Below are 15,095 nucleotides of genomic sequence, written 5' to 3' on the forward strand. Positions count from 1 at the left end.
CTGCGATCAGCGCTGGATCTCGCGGTCGCGGTCCAGTTCGTAAGGCAGGTCCAGCAACTGCAGCGACGGGCCTTCCAGCGTCCCGAGGTGCACGTTGCCCTCTTCTGCTGCTTCGGCCTGCAACACCGCCAGCAGTTCAATATTTTGCTCGGCGCGTGCTGCGATCACCACTTCACCGATGGAACTGCCATGGGAGGGAGAAAACAACGCCGTACCCGGTTCCGGCAATTCGTTGGCGTCCAGTTGCAGGCGATAGAGGCGCCGCTTGAGCTTGCCCAGGTACTGCATGCGGGCAACGATTTCCTGGCCGGTGTAGCAGCCTTTCTTGAAACTCACGCCACCGATGGCCTGCAGGTTGAGCATCTGGGGTATGAACAGTTCACGGGTAGCCGGCATGACCTGGCCGATGCCTGCGCGTATCTGGCCCAGCAGCCACGGGTTCAGGTCGGCTTCGGCCACTACTTCGCGCAGGCGGATCTTGAGCGCGTCGGCCTGTTCGGCGGGCGCCCACAGTTCGACGCGGCCGGGGGAGACGCGGATGGCAATCAGGGATTCATGACGCGCTACGCAGTCAACGTCAGCCGGTAGCTCGAGGCCCAGGCCGGAGAGCGCCGTGTCGGCATTTTCCAGGCCGAAGCGGACCCAGGCCGCGCTTTCGTCGGTGAGCCTGGCCTTGGAAAATACCGCGTATTTCTTCAGGTCCGCCAACTGCGGCTCGAGCAGTTCGGTGGCCATTGCCATCAGCACCCCGTCGCCCTGGAGCACGATGCGAAAGCTGGACTGCATGCGGCCTTTCTGGGTGCAGCGGGCGCCGAGGCTGGCCCGCTCGTCGCTCAGGTAGTTGAGGTTGCAGGTCAATTGGCCCTGCAGGAATTTACTGGCATCCACGCCGCGAACCGCGAGGACGCCTTCGTGGGACAGGGTGCAGAAAAAAGCGGAATCAGCCATGGGTCATCGCAGGATAAAAAAGTCTGATGGACATCATAAGGGGGCGCCCTTGAAATGGGTAGTTCACAAAGGATCGGTCGTGCCCGACCAAAGCTGTCTGTTCCGCCGTGGCCGTGCCTGTATACTTGCGCTCTATTTGAGGAGCCCTCCATGGTCGAAGATGTAGAACTGAATCGCCTCTACTGGCATAGCCGTCGCGGCATGCTCGAACTTGATGTATTGCTGGTGCCATTCGTCAAAGAGGTCTATCCCCACCTTAACGAAGTGGATCGTGCCTGCTATGTCCGCCTGCTCGAGTGCGAGGATCAGGACATGTTCGGCTGGTTCATGGAGCGCAGTGAATCCGACGACCCGGAATTGCAACGCATGGTTCGGATGATTCTGGACCGTGTCCAGCCCAAATAACCACTTCGAATGCCGCTGGCGGGCCTCCGGGCAGTTGCTGGCGGCCTATCTCCTGGCCCAGGCGTTCGCCCTGGGCTCGTTACTGCTGATGTCTGTACCGAGCGGATTCGCAGCGCTTGGCGTTGCGGTGTGCCTGGCCCATGGTGCCTGGACGGTGCCGCGTCATCTGCTGTTGAGCCATCGCCAGGCCTTTGGCGGGTTGCGCCGTGACCTCGATGGCTGGCAACTCTGGAACCGCGCCGATGGCTGGCAGGCGGTGCAGTTGCGTCCCGACAGCCTGGCATTGCCACTGATCGTCGTGTTGCGCTTTCGCTTGAAGGGTGAGCGGCGAGTCCGCTCGATTTGCGTGCCCCGAGACGCGCTGGCACCGGATCTGCACCGGCGCCTGCGCGTACGGCTCAGGTTCAGTCGGCGTAGGTGGGCGGCACCAGGATAGTGTCCAGCGCTTCAGGCAACAGGTTCGGGTAGTCGAGGGTGTAATGCAGGCCCCGGCTTTCCTTGCGCTCCATGGCCGAGCGGATCATCAGCTCCGCCACCTGGGCCAGGTTGCGCAGCTCGATCAGGTCGCGGCTGACTTTGTAGTTACTGTAGAACTCATCGATTTCATCCAGCAGCAGGCGCACCCGGTGCTGGGCCCGCTGCAGGCGCTTGTTGGTACGCACGATGCCGACGTAGTCCCACATGAAGCGCCTCAGTTCGTCCCAGTTGTGGGCGATGATCACGTCTTCGTCCGAGTCGGTGACCTGGCTGGCGTCCCAGGAGGGCAGTGCGGTGGGAGCGGCGATCCGGGGCAACTGTTCCAGAATGTCCGCCGCGGCCGAGCGGGCGTAGACGAAGCATTCCAGCAATGAGTTGCTGGCCATGCGGTTGGCGCCGTGCAGGCCAGTGAAGCTGGTTTCGCCGATGGCGTACAGGCCCGGCACGTCGGTGCGGCCGTGCTGGTCGACCATCACACCGCCGCAGGTGTAGTGCGCGGCAGGCACCACCGGGATCGGTTGCCTGGTGATGTCGATGGAGAATTCCAGGCAGCGCTCGTACACCGTCGGGAAATGGCTCTTGATGAAGGCTTCGGATTTGTGGCTGATGTCCAAGTAGACGCAGTCGATACCCAGGCGCTTCATTTCATGGTCGATGGCCCGGGCGACGATATCCCTTGGCGCCAGTTCGGCGCGCGGGTCGAAGCGTGGCATGAAACGTTCGCCATTGGGCAGCTTCAGGTGCGCGCCTTCGCCACGCAGGGCTTCGGTGATCAGGAAGCTCTTGGCCAGCGGATGGTACAGGCAGGTGGGGTGGAACTGATTGAACTCCAGGTTCGCCACCCGGCAGCCCGAGCGCCAGGCCATGGCGATGCCGTCGCCGCAGGCACCGTCGGGGTTGCTGGTATAAAGGTAGACTTTCGCCGCGCCACCGGACGCCAGGATCACGAAGCGGGCTCCGTAGGTATCGACTTCGCCGGTGCCACGGTTGAGCACATAGGCACCCAGGCAACGGTCGCCGTCCAGGCCCAGGCGTTTCTCGGTGATCAGGTCGATCGCGACCCGCTGTTCCAGCAGTTCGATATTGGGCCGTTGACGTGCCTGGGCCAGCAGGGTCTTGAAAATCGCCGCGCCGGTGGCATCGGCTGCATGGATGATGCGCCGATGACTGTGGCCGCCTTCACGGGTTAGGTGGAACTCAAAACCGCCGTCTTCGGTGCCGGAGTGCTCGTCCCGGGTAAACGGCACGCCCTGGTCGATCAGCCACTGGATGGCTTCCCGGCTGTGCTCGACGGTGAAACGTACCGCTTCCGGGTTGCACAGGCCGCCGCCGGCGTTGAGGGTGTCCTCGACGTGGGATTCAATGGTATCGGTGTCGTCCAGTACGGCTGCGACGCCGCCCTGGGCCCAGAATGTCGAGCCGTTGGCCAGGTCGCCTTTGCTCAGCACTGCGATGCGCAAATGCTGGGGCAATGTCAGGGCAAGGCTCAGTCCGGCGGCACCGCTGCCGATTACCAGAACATCGTGTTGATACTGTTGGCTCATTCGAAAGGTTTCCGCTCAAAGCGACCCGGGTCGGGGTTGGCGCAAGACATCCGCTTCAACGGGTCAGGCAGCCACGCAGCCCACTAGTATATAGAGGGGGGGATCGGCACAATAGCCGGGCATTCATGGCAATGTGAAACCAGCGTGACAGAAAAAGCGACACGCTTCGTCGGGTCACGGTTTTCGCCGAAGGGCGACAAGCCTGCCTTTTCGAGGATATAAGGCGGTTTATCTACACATGGTTGCTCGATGTCCGTTTTGAATGGCTATAAATAGCGGGAACTTTTGTCAGCCGGCCAGGTTCAATAGACGGTTGTCTGCAGAAGGGAGCAGCGTCGGGTTGGTGCAAGATTTCGATTCGAGTCTTTGCCGGCAGACCCGGCGACAGATTATTCGCGCAGCCGAGGGAAATCTCGCGCTGCGTTTTTCGTGCGTGCCGGGATCAGAGCGCGTCGGAAACTTGCTTTGAAGGGGGAGAACTTTTGCGAAAAGCCCGAGTCTATGTTTGCAAGCCCGGACAATTAGCCATGCAAGCCTCCTTCGAGCTTATCGAGGAGTGTTCATGCTAACCCAGGAAGAGGATCAGCAGCTGGTCGAGCGCGTTCAGCGTGGCGACAAGCGAGCTTTCGATCTGCTAGTGCTGAAATACCAGCACAAAATTCTCGGGTTGATCGTGCGGTTCGTGCACGACACCCATGAAGCCCAGGATGTCGCTCAGGAAGCCTTCATCAAGGCCTACCGCGCACTTGGTAATTTTCGCGGCGATAGCGCGTTTTACACGTGGCTTTACCGCATCGCCATCAACACGGCGAAAAACTATCTGGTTTCACGCGGCCGACGGCCGCCGGATAGCGATGTGAGTTCTGAAGACGCGGAGTTCTACGATGGCGATCACGGCCTCAAGGACCTCGAATCACCGGAACGAGCGTTGCTGCGGGATGAGATCGAGGGCACCGTCCATCGCACCATCCAGCAATTGCCTGAAGATTTGCGTACGGCGTTAACTTTACGTGAATTCGACGGTCTGAGTTACGAGGACATTGCCAGCGTCATGCAGTGTCCGGTGGGTACCGTGCGCTCCCGGATTTTCCGCGCTCGGGAGGCCATCGATAAAGCCCTGCAGCCTTTGTTGCAGGAAAACTGAGACAGCGGCGACAGCCAAGAGAGGAACGCCATGAGTCGTGAAGCCCTGCAGGAATCGCTGTCCGCAGTGATGGATAACGAAGCGGACGAACTGGAATTGCGTCGGGTATTGAATGCCTTCGACGATGTTGAAACCCGTGAGACCTGGGCTCGTTACCAGATCGCCCGGGCTGTGATGCACAAGGACCTGCTGCTTCCGCGTCTGGATATCGCTGCGGCCGTTTCTGCTGCATTGGCTGACGAAGCCGTACCGGCTAAAGCTTCCCGCGGTCCATGGCGCAGCCTGGGTCGCCTGGCCGTTGCCGCGTCGGTTACCGTCGCCGTCCTGGCCGGTGTTCGCCTGTACAACCAGGATGAAATCGCCGGTGTCCAGATGGCGCAACAGTCCAGCCAGCCAGGCTTGGCCGCTCCACAGGTCAAGGGACCTGCGGTACTGGCCGGCTACAGCGAAGGTTCGGAAACCGCCGGCCCGATGGTCAACGGTGTTCTGCAAGGCCAGCCAGGCTGGCATGACCAGCGTCTGCCCAGCTACCTGCGTCAGCATGCCCAGCAGGCTGCGCTGAAAGGTACCGAAAGCGCGCTGCCTTACGCTCGTGCCGCTAGCCTGGAAAATCGTTAAGGAAGGACTCTTGCGCGCCATACCTCTATTCACGCTTCTGCTGGGTGGCTGGTGCGCTGTTCCAGCCCATGCCGATGAAGCCCAGGACTGGTTGAATCGTTTGGGCCAGGCCGAGCAACAGCAAAGTTTCCAGGGTACTTTCGTTTACGAGCGCAACGGCAGCTTTTCCACTCATAACATCTGGCACCGTGTCCAGGACGGTAAAGTCCGCGAACGGTTGCTCCAGCAGGATGGTTCCGCACAGGAGGTCCTGCGTGTTGACGGACGCACACAATGCGTCAGCGGTGCTCTGGCGCCGGGGTTGGGAAATGCTGAAGGCACTGCACGTGCGCTCGATCCGCAAAAACTCAAGAATTGGTACGACCTTGCCGTAGTCGGCAGGTCGCGCGTGGCCGGGCGACCGGCTGTGATCATCTCCCTGACACCCAAAGACCAGCATCGGTACGCTTTCGAACTGCATCTGGATAAAGAAACCGGCTTGCCGCTCAAGTCCCTGTTGCTCAATGACAAGGGGCAGTTGCTGGAGCGTTTCCAGTTCACGCGCTTGAATACCGGCGTGCCATCGGAAAACGACCTGCAGGCCAGCGCCGACTGCAAGGCGGTGGTGCAAAGTGCCGACAAGTCCACTGCGGTGAAGGCTGCCTGGCATTCGGACTGGCTACCACCGGGCTTCGAATTGACCAGCAGTAACGTGCGCAAGGATCCGGATACCAATGTGCAGGTCAACAGCCTGATGTATGACGACGGCCTGGCACGTTTCTCGGTATTCCTCGAGCCCCTGAACGGTGCTACCGTCACCGATACCCGTACCCAGCTCGGGCCAACGGCGGCCGTTTCTCGTCGCCTCACCACGCCCCAGGGCGAAATGATGGTGACGGTGGTCGGCGAGATCCCTATCGGTACGGCCGAACGGATCGCGCTGTCCATGCGTTCAGACGCCACGGCGACTCAATAATGGGCCGCTTCGGTGGCTCGATCATGCCAGAGGCCAGCCAAGCCGGGGGCTGATCGAAATGCCGAAACTTCATGTCAGCATTTTAATTTGCAAAACTTCTGTTTTTTTTCTATTAGGTCAGAGCCGCTCGGCTCTGGCCTTGCCTGTTTTTCCGGAACAAAAATACCGGCGCCTTTTTCCAACTGGTATTCCTTGCTCCATATCGCTTAACCCTGCTCGTCGTAACGGGAGCCGTATGTCGATACCACGCTTGAAAACCTATCTATCCATTTTCGCCACTGTGCTGGTGCTCGGTCAGGGCGTTCCCGCCATGGCGGCCGATTTGCCTGACTTCACCCACCTGGTCGAGGAGGCTTCTCCTGCGGTGGTGAACATCAGTACGACCCAGAAACTGCCGGATCGCCGTGTATCGGATCCGCAGATGCCGGATCTGGAAGGTTTGCCGCCCATGTTGCGCGAATTCTTCGAGCGCGGGATGCCCCAGCCACGCTCCCCCGGCGGTGGTCGTCAGCGTGAGGCACAGTCCCTGGGCTCGGGCTTCATCATTTCTCCGGACGGTTACATCCTGACCAATAACCATGTGATCGCCGACGCCGACGAAATCCTGGTGCGCCTGGCCGATCGCAGCGAATTGAAGGCCAAGCTGGTCGGCACCGATCCACGTTCCGACGTGGCGCTGCTGAAAATCGAAGGCAAGGACCTGCCGGTGCTCAAGCTCGGCAAGTCCCAGAACCTGAAGGCTGGCCAGTGGGTGGTGGCCATCGGTTCACCGTTCGGCTTCGACCACACCGTGACCCAGGGCATCGTCAGTGCCATCGGTCGCAGCCTGCCGAACGAAAACTACGTTCCGTTCATCCAGACCGACGTGCCGATCAACCCGGGCAACTCCGGTGGCCCGCTGTTCAACCTCGACGGTGAAGTGGTGGGCATCAACTCCCAGATCTACACTCGTTCAGGCGGATTCATGGGGGTGTCCTTCGCGATTCCGATCGACGTTGCCATGGACGTATCGAACCAGCTCAAAAGCGAGGGCAAGGTCAGCCGTGGCTGGTTGGGCGTAGTCATTCAGGAAGTGAACAAGGACCTGGCGGAGTCCTTCGGGCTGGAGAAGCCTGCCGGTGCGCTGGTAGCGCAGATCCAGGAGGGCGGTCCGGCCGCCAAGGGCGGTCTGCAGGTGGGCGACGTCATCCTGAAGCTCAATGACCAGCCGATCATCATGTCCGCTGACCTGCCACACCTGGTCGGTGCGTTGAAGGCCGGTGCCAAGGCCAACCTGGAAGTGATCCGCGAAGGTAAGCGCAAGAACGTCGAACTGACCGTCGGCGCCATCCCGGAAGAAGGCGCGGAGCTGGAGTCGCAGCCAAAATCCGGCATCGAGCGCAGCAGCAATCGCCTGGGGGTGGCAGTGGTCGAGCTTACGGCCGAGCAGAAGCGAACCCTGGAGCTCCAGGGTGGTGTGGTGATCAAGGAAGTACAGGACGGTCCTGCCGCCCTGATCGGCCTGCAGCCAGGCGACATCATCACTCACCTGAACAACCAGGCCATCAGTTCCGCCAAGCAATTCACCGATATCGCCAATGCGCTGCCGAAGAATCGCTCGGTCTCGATGCGTGTCCTGCGTCAGGGACGTGCGAGCTTCATCACCTTCAAGCTGGCCGAATGACCGGTTAGCGGCGCAACGAAAAACCGCCTCGAAAGAGGCGGTTTTTTTGTCTGCGGGAAAACTCAGCCCATCATGTCCTTGACCATGCGCTCCTGCTCCATGAGCTCGCGTTGCCGGGCGTCGATACGTGACGACAACGGGAAGTTGGTGCCGGCACGCCGCTTGGCGAAATCCAGTTGCTGGATGGCCTGGCGATAGTCGCCCACCAGGGCGAAGTACTCGGCGCGGGCCTGGTGCAAGCCGATGATGTTGCCGGACAGGCCGCGGGTCTCGGCCACCATGTACCAGACGTCGGGATCGTCCGGGCGGGTCTTGAGCAGTGTTTCCAAGGCCTTCTCGGCATCGGCGGGACGGTTCTGCTTGAGCAGCAGGTCGACGCGCACCTGGTTGAGCGGATAGTTGGCGGGGTATTGCCGCAGCAACCGGTCGACGCGTGACTGGGCATCCGCCAGTCGGTTGCTGGTAATGTCCAGGTCCGTCTGGGCCAGGTTGTAGATGATCTCGTCGGGGGACTTGGCCAGCAGCGGCTTGAGATTCTCCCGGGCTTCATTCAACTGGCCACCCTTGATCTGGGCGATCGCCAGGCCATAGCGGGCCACGTCGTTCTTCGGGTTTTCATCCAGTTGCGCCCGGAAGCGCTTGGCGCCCAGGCCCGGGGTTTCCTCGTAGATCAATTGGACCCGCGCGCGAATCAATTGGTAGCGCATGCTGTCTTCTATGCCGCCTGGCCTGGCCTGCTCGGCGCGGTTGCGCGTGTCGGCGATCCGGGACTCGGTCACCGGGTGGGTCAGCAGGAATTCCGGTGGCCTGGCATCGAAGCGGTATTGACGCATCAGACGTTCGAACATGGTCGGCATGGCGCGTGGGTCATAGCCAGCCTTTTCCAGGTTCAGGATGCCGATGCGGTCGGCTTCCTGTTCGTTCTGGCGGGAAAAGCGCCGTTGTTCCTGGATGGCCGCCGCCTGGGTCCCGGCGATGGCTGCGATTCCCGCATCTCCACCGCCGGCAGCGGCAATCACGATGCCGGTCAGCAGCGCTGCCATCATGGGCACCTGCATGCGCTGCTGGGCTTCGACGCCGCGGGCAAAGTGGCGTTGCGACAAGTGCGCCAGTTCGTGGGCCATGACCGAGGCATATTCGCCTTCGGTCTGGGCATTGAGGAACAGGCCGCCGTTGACCCCGACGATTCCCCCTGGTGCGGCGAAAGCGTTGAGCTGGGGGCTGTTGATCAGGATGAACTCCAGGCGCCGGTCGTTGACCTGGCTGGTTTCCACCAGCTTGTAGACGCTGGTCTCGACATAGTCCTTGAGTTGCGGATCGTTGAGTTGCGCGACCTGGCTGCGCAGCAAAGCCAGCCAGGCGCGACCCAGCTGGTGTTCCTGTTCCGGCGAGACGATGGCAGAACTGGCGTCGCCAAGTGACGGCAGGTCGTCGGCGAAGCCTGGTGAGGCAAGCAGGCAAGCGAGCGTCAGCAGGGTGGGGCGCAGAAATGTCATGCACGAAGCCTTAGTTGACAAAGACCCTACTGTAGCCGGACACCGGGCGCTGGACCAGATATTCTGATTCTGTCGAAAAGTGTCTGCGCCACGATCATGTTGCGTTGAAAACGGGCTCGGAATGCTCATTTACAACCAGTAGACTGCGCTTCCTCGCCTGTTGTCGCCTCGTTGATCGTCACCTGGCGGCTTTTCAAGAAAAACGGGCGGCCAAACGACCTGTTGCGGAGTGAACCGATGACCGATGCTGTAGCCCACGATGCCGAGCTGGACGCCAGCGGCCTGAATTGCCCGTTGCCGTTGCTCAAGGCCAAGCTGGAACTCAATCGCCTGGCCAGCGGTGCCGTGCTCAAGGTTACTGCCACGGACGCGGGCTCCCAGCGTGATTTCCGCACCTTCGCCCGACTGGCCGGTCATACGCTGCTGCACGAGGAAGACGATAACGGCGTCTTCCGTTACTGGCTCAAGAAAGCCTGAAAAAAACAGCCGGCGGCTCATAAGGATTGTTGATGTTCAAAGTGTTACGTGACTGGATTCAGCGCTATTTCTCTGACGAAGAGGCCGTGGTGCTGGCCGTGCTGCTATTCCTGGCCTTTACGGCGGTGCTCACCCTGGGCGGCATGCTGGCGCCGGTGCTGGCGGGGATGGTGCTGGCCTACCTGATGCAGGGGCTGGTCACGACACTCGAACGCTTGCGGTTGCCTGGCAGCGTGGCAGTGGGTCTGGTATTCGCCCTGTTCATGGGGTTGCTGGTGGTATTCGTCGTGGTGGTCGTGCCGCTGCTCTGGCATCAGTTGGTGACGCTGTTCAACGAGCTGCCCGGCATGCTCGCCAAATGGCAGTCCCTGCTGTTGCTGCTTCCTGAGCGCTATCCGCACCTGGTGTCCGATGAGCAGGTCCTGCAGGCCATCGAAGTGCTGCGCGGCGAGATCGGCAAGTTCGGTCAGTGGGCGCTGACATTTTCGTTGTCCAGCCTGCCGCTGTTGGTGAACGTCATGATTTACCTGGTGCTGGTGCCGATCCTGGTGTTTTTCTTCCTCAAGGACCGGGAAACGATCGGGCGCTGGGTGCTCGGCTACCTGCCCCGTGAGCGGACGCTGATTACTCGGGTCGCCCAGGAAATGAATCGCCAGATTGCCAATTACATCCGTGGGAAGGTCATCGAGATCTTCATCTGCGGTGGGGTGACCTATATCGGCTTCGTGGCGCTGGGGCTCAATTACGCCGCATTGCTGGCGTTGCTGGTGGGCATTTCGGTGGTGGTGCCCTATGTCGGCACCGTGGTGGTGACTGTGCCGGTGGCATTGATCGCTCTGTTCCAATGGGGGTGGAGCGATCAGTTCATCTACCTGATGGCGGTCTACGGGATCATCCAGACACTGGACGGCAATGTGCTGGTGCCGCTGCTGTTCTCCGAAGCGGTCAACCTGCATCCGGTGGCGATCATCTGCGCGGTGCTGCTGTTTGGTGGGCTGTGGGGGTTCTGGGGAGTGTTCTTCGCGATTCCCCTGGCGACCCTGATCAAAGCAGTGCTGGATGCCTGGCCGAGCAAGGAGCCGGTTGTCGCGCCGTTGTTGTAGCTACTGATGTGAGGCGGATGGCTTCATCGCGAGCAGGCTCGCTCCCACACGGATTCATGTTGTTGAACAATCCTCTGTGGGGGAGCCTGCTCACCAAGGCGTCGGCGCTGGCGCCAAAAAACTTCAGGCCTTGTTCAGTGCCTGAGCCGCCGCCAGTACCGCATCCACATGCCCTGGCACCTTAACGCCGCGCCACTCCTGGCGCAGCACGCCATCCTTGTCGATCAGGAACGTGCTGCGATCGACGCCCAGGTACTCCTTGCCGTACAGCTTTTTCAGCTTGATTACATCGAACAACTGGCAGACGGCTTCGTCCTTGTCGCTGATGAGCTCGAACGGAAACTCCTGTTTGCACTTGAAGTTCTCGTGGGACTTGAGGCTGTCCCGGGACACGCCGAATACTTCGGTGTTGGCCGCCTGGAACTGTGCGTATTGATCGCGAAAGCCCTGGCCTTCGGTGGTGCAGCCCGGCGTGCTGTCCTTCGGATAGAAATAGATCACCACCTGCTTGCCTTTCAGGGCGGCGAGGCTGACGGTCTGCCCGCTGGTGGCGGGCGCCTGGAAATCGGTAACCGGCTGGTCGACGGCAACGGCCATGAACGCTTCCTTACATTGGGTTTTGTGGGCGCCACGGTTCGATCAGCGCATCCAGGTTCATCGCATCGGCGAAGTCCAGGAACTGATCGCGCAGCCAACTGATCTGGGTGCCGGCCGGCAGCGTCACGGTGAACGTGGCGTTGAGCATGGTGCCGCCGGTCTGCGGAGCCTGGTAGGTGTCACAGGTCAGGTTTTCCAGCTCGACGTGATGGTCCATGAAGAACTGGCACAGCTCATTGATGATGTCCGGGCGATAGGCCGAACTCACATAAGCCACGTAGGGCAGGGCCTGGGGACGGTTTTCCAGGGCTGCGCTGCGCACCACGTTGACGGTGAAGGCATGCTTCTTGGCCAGCACCGGCAGGCTGCCTTCCAGGCGGGCCAGGGCGTCCCAGCTGCCGGAGATCTCAAGCACGAGCGCACTGCATTCGCCGTGACGGGTCAGGCGTGAGGTCACGACGGCGCAGCGGTTTTCATGGCTGGCGCGGCACAGGACGTTAGTCAGCTCCATGGGGTTGGCGCCAAGGGCACTGATAACAAGGAATTGTTCGCGGACTGTGGGGGTGGACATGCAGCATTCCTAAAGCGATGAGCGGTCGGGACCTTTGTCACTCGACACGATGCCCTGCCCACGAAAACCGAACGGCTCAAGCCCTGTGCCTGGGATTGCCGTGCGTTCCGCAACAACGGGAAATGCACCAGGGCAAACGCAGGATCGGGGCTTGTGGCGACGAAAACGGAGGCTGGGAACCGGCATATGAGCTTATCGGTACCGATCAAAGTCTGAAGGGTAGCGAAAACCATCGCCAAGGGGAATGGGAGTTCGCTTGTACAAGCATCTTGGCGCCAGTACCATTACGGCTCTCTTTTTCCGGCAGGAGCGGTTTCATGATTGCGGGCAGTATGGTGGCACTGGTCACACCCATGGATGCACAAGGGCGTCTTGACTGGGTCAGCCTCAGCAAACTCGTGGACTTCCACCTTGAAAACGGTACCCATGCCATCGTCGCCGTCGGCACCACCGGCGAGTCGGCGACCCTCGACGTCAATGAACATATCGAAGTCATCCGGGCCGTGGTCAAGCAGGTCGACGGGCGCATTCCGGTGATCGCCGGCACCGGCGCCAACTCGACCCGCGAAGCCGTCGAGCTGACCCGCAACGCCAAGGAAGCCGGCGCCGATGCCTGCCTGCTGGTGGTCCCGTACTACAACAAGCCGACCCAGGAAGGCCTGTACCAGCACTTCAAGCACATTGCCGAAGCGGTCGACATCCCGCAGATCCTCTATAACGTTCCCGGCCGCACCTCCTGCGACATGCAGGCCGAGACCGTGATTCGTCTCTCCACCATCCCGAACATCATCGGCATCAAGGAAGCCACCGGCGACCTCAAGCGCGCCAAGGCCATCCTCGATGGCGTGGACAAGGATTTCATCCTGCTGTCCGGCGATGATCCGACGGCGGTCGAACTGATCCTGATGGGTGGCAAGGGCAACATCTCCGTTACCGCCAACGTCGCTCCCCGGGAAATGGCCGACATGTGCGAGGCGGCACTCAAGGGCGACGCCACCACCGCTCGGGCAATCAACGAAAAACTGATGCCGTTGCACAGGGACCTGTTCATCGAAGCCAACCCGATCCCGGTGAAATGGGCGCTGGTGGAAATGGGCCTGATGCAGGAGGGCATTCGCCTGCCGCTCACCTGGCTCAGCAATACCTGTCAAGAACCGCTGCGGCAGGCCATGCGCCAGTCCGGCGTCCTGGTTTAATTGAGGAAGTACAACGCATGAAGCGAATGGCCGGACTTTCCGCACTTGCCTTGATTATCTCCAGCACCAGTGGCTGCGGGTGGATCTGGGGGCCGGAAGGTTATTTCCGCGACCGTGGTAGCGATTACCTCAGCGCACAACAGACTGCACCGATGCAACTGCCGCCGGATGTCCACGTCGCCAAGCGCCTGGATCCGCTGTTGCCGATCCCGCGCAACGTGGCTGACGACAGCGTCAAGGGCGAGTACGTCGTCCCGCGTCCACAACCCCTGTCGGCCGTGGCCGATGCCAGCGACTACACCCTGCAGAAGAGCGGCGATACTCGCTGGGTCATGGCCCAGCACCCGCCGGCCGAAGTCTGGCCCGTGGCGATCCAGTTCTTCCAGGACAACGGTTTCCGCCTGGACGAACAGCGTCCGCAGACCGGCGAATTCACCACATCCTGGCAACGTGCCGATGAGCTGTCCGCCGCCATGGGCAAGCGCCTGGGCGCCGCCGGCGTCGGCTCCGACAGCGAAACCCGCGTTCGCGTGCGCATCGAGCCTGGCGTCCAGCGCAACACCAGTGAAGTCTACGTGGTCAGCGCCGAGCGTCCCGCCGGCAGCACCGCCGACGTGGCATTCACCAACCGTTCGGTCAATACCGGCCTCGACGCTGCGCTGGTGGACGACATGCTCGCCAGCATGAGCCGCTCCGCCGAACAGGGCGGTTCGGTCTCGATGCTGGCCTCCCGTGATTTCGACACGCCGAGCCGAGTCAGCCTGAGTGAAGACGGCAGCGGCAACCCGGTGCTCAACGTCGGTTCCGACCTGGACCGTGCCTGGTCCAGTGTGGGGCGTGCGCTGGAGCAGGGCGAATGGCGGGTCGAAGACATCAACCGCAGCCTGGGCCTGTACTACATCAACCTCGCCGAAAAAGCCGACAAGCCAGACGAGAAGCCCGGCTTCTTCAGTGGCCTGTTCGGTAGCAAGCCGGACAAGGAAGAAATCGAAGCCCGTGCTGAGCGCTATCAGGTTCGCCTGAGCAAGGTGGGCGACAACGTCCAGGTGACGGTCGAGAAGAACATCAACACCGTGGCGCCGGCCGATGTGGCCCGCAAGGTGTTGAGCGTGATTCAGGACAACCTGGGCTGATCCGATGCGTTTCGCCGTTCTCGGCAGCGGTAGCCAAGGGAACGGCACGCTGGTAGCCAGCGCTGGGACCTATGTGCTGGTCGATTGTGGTTTCTCCTTGCGGGAAACCGAGAAGCGCCTGTTGCGCCTTGGGGTGCATCCGGCGCAACTGAGCGCGATACTCGTGACCCACGAACATGCCGACCACGTGCATGGCGTGGGTTTGCTGTCTCGGCGCTACAATCTTCCGGTCTACCTCAGCCGCGGTACGCTGGGTGGTCTGCGCAAGCCCATCGAGCCGGCCGGTTTCGTGACCGGTGGCGAGCAGCTGCGCATAGGTGCTCTGGATATCAGCGTGGTCAGTGTGGCCCACGATGCCCTGGAGCCGACGCAGTATGTATTCAGCGACGGTGAACGGCGCTTCGGTTTGCTGACCGACCTGGGCTCGTATTGCGACAGGGTCATGGATAGCTACCGGGATCTCGATGCGTTGATGATCGAGTCCAATCACTGTCGCGACATGCTGGCCCGTGGTTATTACCCTTACTTTCTCAAGCAGCGGGTAGGCGGGGAGCGAGGACATTTGAACAACCACCAGGCGGCGTACCTGGTGGCCGAGTTGGGCTGGCAGGGCTTGCAACACCTGGTCCTGGCCCATCTGAGCAGCAAGAACAACCTGCCGCAGCTGGCCCGGCAATGTTTTGTCGACACCCTCGGGTGCGACCCGGACTGGCTGCAACTGGCCGATCAAGATTCAGGGCTCGACTGGCGACATATCGCCTAGCCCAT

16 protein-coding genes are annotated in these 15,095 nt (G+C 61.2%); 11 read left to right on the forward strand and 5 right to left on the reverse strand.

Annotation, left to right across the window (positions count from 1 at the left end; genetic code table 11):
- Positions 1-6 precede the first annotated feature (6 nt).
- Positions 7-948: a CAF17-like 4Fe-4S cluster assembly/insertion protein YgfZ gene (locus BT179_RS21525; protein ID WP_072398686.1), complete on the reverse strand. Its 942-nt coding sequence runs from the start codon at positions 946-948 to the stop codon at positions 7-9.
- Positions 949-1,098: 150 nt separating this feature from the next.
- Here BT179_RS21525 and BT179_RS21530 point away from each other — a divergent pair, with 150 nt between their 5' ends.
- Both BT179_RS21530 and BT179_RS21535 read left to right on the forward strand, forming a co-directional pair.
- Positions 1,099-1,353 (forward strand): FAD assembly factor SdhE, encoded by a 255-nt coding sequence (locus tag BT179_RS21530; protein ID WP_072398687.1) that lies wholly within the window; start codon positions 1,099-1,101, stop codon positions 1,351-1,353.
- Positions 1,337-1,789 carry a protein YgfX gene (locus tag BT179_RS21535; protein WP_072431920.1) on the forward strand — a complete coding sequence of 151 codons (453 nt, stop codon included), beginning with the start codon at positions 1,337-1,339 and terminating at the stop codon, positions 1,787-1,789. Before BT179_RS21530 ends, BT179_RS21535 begins: the two co-directional genes overlap by 17 nt.
- Here the strand turns inward: BT179_RS21535 and nadB are convergent.
- Positions 1,758-3,374, reverse strand: coding sequence for an L-aspartate oxidase (gene nadB, locus BT179_RS21540; RefSeq protein WP_072431921.1), 1,617 nt, complete (start codon positions 3,372-3,374; stop codon positions 1,758-1,760). The genes BT179_RS21535 and nadB overlap by 32 nt on opposite strands.
- Positions 3,375-3,936: 562 nt before the next feature.
- Between nadB and rpoE the strand changes: the two genes are divergently transcribed.
- The 4 genes from rpoE to BT179_RS21560 all read left to right on the forward strand — a co-directional run bounded on the left by rpoE (position 3,937) and on the right by BT179_RS21560 (position 7,754).
- Positions 3,937-4,518 carry an RNA polymerase sigma factor RpoE/AlgU gene (gene rpoE / locus BT179_RS21545; RefSeq protein WP_003172477.1) on the forward strand — a complete coding sequence of 194 codons (582 nt, stop codon included), beginning with the start codon at positions 3,937-3,939 and terminating at the stop codon, positions 4,516-4,518.
- 30 nt (positions 4,519-4,548) lie between these two features.
- A complete protein-coding gene (locus BT179_RS21550; RefSeq protein WP_072398690.1) occupies positions 4,549-5,136 on the forward strand; it encodes a sigma-E factor negative regulatory protein in 588 nt (195 codons plus the stop codon).
- 10 nt (positions 5,137-5,146) lie between these two features.
- Positions 5,147-6,091, forward strand: coding sequence for a MucB/RseB C-terminal domain-containing protein (locus tag BT179_RS21555; protein ID WP_072398691.1), 945 nt, complete (start codon positions 5,147-5,149; stop codon positions 6,089-6,091).
- A 235-nt stretch (positions 6,092-6,326) separates the two neighbouring features.
- Positions 6,327-7,754 carry a DegQ family serine endoprotease gene (locus BT179_RS21560; RefSeq protein ID WP_072398692.1) on the forward strand — a complete coding sequence of 476 codons (1,428 nt, stop codon included), beginning with the start codon at positions 6,327-6,329 and terminating at the stop codon, positions 7,752-7,754.
- 62 nt (positions 7,755-7,816) lie between these two features.
- Here BT179_RS21560 and BT179_RS21565 read toward each other — a convergent pair whose 3' ends face one another.
- Positions 7,817-9,250 carry a M48 family metalloprotease gene (locus tag BT179_RS21565; RefSeq protein WP_072398693.1) on the reverse strand — a complete coding sequence of 478 codons (1,434 nt, stop codon included), beginning with the start codon at positions 9,248-9,250 and terminating at the stop codon, positions 7,817-7,819.
- Positions 9,251-9,487: 237 nt separating this feature from the next.
- On the opposite strand from BT179_RS21565, the gene BT179_RS21570 reads away from it, so the two are divergent.
- Together BT179_RS21570 and BT179_RS21575 are read left to right on the forward strand one after the other, a co-directional pair.
- On the forward strand, positions 9,488-9,727 hold the full coding sequence (locus BT179_RS21570) for a sulfurtransferase TusA family protein (protein ID WP_072398694.1): 240 nt from the start codon (positions 9,488-9,490) through the stop codon (positions 9,725-9,727).
- Positions 9,728-9,759: 32 nt separating this feature from the next.
- The gene (locus tag BT179_RS21575) at positions 9,760-10,830 is read left to right on the forward strand and encodes an AI-2E family transporter (protein WP_072398695.1); all 1,071 of its coding nucleotides are present in this window, start codon (positions 9,760-9,762) and stop codon (positions 10,828-10,830) included.
- Between the two features lie 123 nt (positions 10,831-10,953).
- On the opposite strand, the gene BT179_RS21580 is transcribed toward BT179_RS21575, so the two are convergent.
- Both BT179_RS21580 and BT179_RS21585 read right to left on the reverse strand, forming a co-directional pair.
- Positions 10,954-11,427 carry a peroxiredoxin gene (locus BT179_RS21580; protein WP_072398696.1) on the reverse strand — a complete coding sequence of 158 codons (474 nt, stop codon included), beginning with the start codon at positions 11,425-11,427 and terminating at the stop codon, positions 10,954-10,956.
- A gap of 10 nt (positions 11,428-11,437) precedes the next feature.
- The gene (locus tag BT179_RS21585; protein ID WP_003184325.1) at positions 11,438-11,998 is read right to left on the reverse strand and encodes a glycine cleavage system transcriptional repressor; all 561 of its coding nucleotides are present in this window, start codon (positions 11,996-11,998) and stop codon (positions 11,438-11,440) included.
- A gap of 317 nt (positions 11,999-12,315) precedes the next feature.
- Between BT179_RS21585 and dapA the strand changes: the two genes are divergently transcribed.
- The 3 genes from dapA to BT179_RS21600 are packed head-to-tail and all read left to right on the forward strand — an operon-like array spanning position 12,316 to position 15,090.
- Positions 12,316-13,194, forward strand: a complete 879-nt coding sequence (gene dapA, locus BT179_RS21590) for a 4-hydroxy-tetrahydrodipicolinate synthase (RefSeq protein ID WP_072398697.1) — start codon at positions 12,316-12,318, stop codon at positions 13,192-13,194.
- Between the two features lie 17 nt (positions 13,195-13,211).
- The gene (gene bamC, locus BT179_RS21595) at positions 13,212-14,327 is read left to right on the forward strand and encodes an outer membrane protein assembly factor BamC (RefSeq protein ID WP_072398698.1); all 1,116 of its coding nucleotides are present in this window, start codon (positions 13,212-13,214) and stop codon (positions 14,325-14,327) included.
- 4 nt (positions 14,328-14,331) lie between these two features.
- Entirely contained in the window at positions 14,332-15,090 is a 759-nt protein-coding gene (locus tag BT179_RS21600) for an MBL fold metallo-hydrolase (protein WP_072398699.1), read from the forward strand.
- The last annotated feature ends 5 nt before the right edge of the window (positions 15,091-15,095 follow it).

This window comes from Pseudomonas sp. NFACC43, from assembly GCF_900119645.1.
Taxonomy (GTDB): Bacteria; Pseudomonadota; Gammaproteobacteria; order Pseudomonadales; family Pseudomonadaceae; genus Aquipseudomonas.